The following is a 933-nucleotide window of genomic DNA, read 5'->3' as shown; positions in this document are numbered from 1 at the left end:
ATGCCTTCGAAGTCTTCGCCCGCGCGCTTCGGGTTCACACCCGCAACGTACGCTTCGCGGCCGTTCGCGTATTCGCGGCACGCGCGCGTGTGGAACTGGCCGGTCTTGCCGGTGATGCCCTGCGTGATGACCTTCGTGTCTTTGTTGATCAGAATCGACATGTAGTGACCTCTGTTCGTTTGGCGGCGCGCAAGCTCGCGCCCGGCGCCGCCATTCGTATCTGGTGGAACGCTCTCTCAGGCGGGTAAGCGAATGCGCTTACTTGCCTTCGGCTGCCGCGACGACCTTCTGCGCGGCTTCTTCCATGCTGTCCGCCGAGATGATCGGCAGGCCCGAATCAGCCAGCATCTTCTTGCCGAGGTCTTCGTTCGTGCCCTTCATGCGCACGACGAGCGGCACCTTCAGGTCCACGGCCTTCGACGCCACGATCACGCCTTCCGCGATCACGTCGCAGCGCATGATGCCGCCGAAGATGTTCACCAGAATGGCCTTCAGGTTCGGGTTCTTCAGCATCAGCTTGAACGCTTCGGTCACCTTCTCGGTCGTCGCGCCACCGCCGACGTCGAGGAAGTTCGCCGGTTCGCCGCCGAACAGCTTGATCGTGTCCATCGTCGCCATGGCCAGGCCCGCGCCGTTCACCAGACAGCCGATGTTGCCGTCGAGCGAGATGTACGCGAGGTCGAACTTCGACGCTTCGACTTCAGCCGGATCTTCTTCGTCCAGATCGCGGTACGCGACGATTTCCGGATGACGGAACAGCGCGTTCGAATCGAAGTTGAACTTGGCGTCGAGGGCGATGACCTTGCCGTCGCCGGTGACGATCAGCGGGTTGATTTCCGCGAGCGATGCGTCGGTTTCGAAGAACGCCTTGTACAGGCCTTGCAGGATCGCGCGCGCTTGCGGGATCGATGCATCGGGAATGCCGATCTTGCG

General features: G+C 62.0%; 1 protein-coding gene and 1 pseudogene. Both read right to left on the bottom strand.

The window, feature by feature from the left end:
- A pseudogene (locus tag AWB78_RS42790) lies at positions 1 to 161 on the bottom strand (succinate--CoA ligase subunit alpha); the annotation flags it as partial.
- A gap of 97 nt (positions 162 to 258) precedes the next feature.
- A partial coding sequence (locus AWB78_RS42785; RefSeq protein ID WP_374729534.1) for a succinate--CoA ligase subunit beta occupies positions 259 to 933 on the bottom strand: 675 nt, incomplete at its 5' end.

Source organism: Caballeronia calidae (genome assembly GCF_900044055.2).
Classification (GTDB): domain Bacteria; phylum Pseudomonadota; class Gammaproteobacteria; order Burkholderiales; family Burkholderiaceae; genus Caballeronia; species Caballeronia calidae.
Note: the sequence above shows the minus strand (reverse complement) of the source record. Positions and strands in the feature narration are given on the sequence as shown.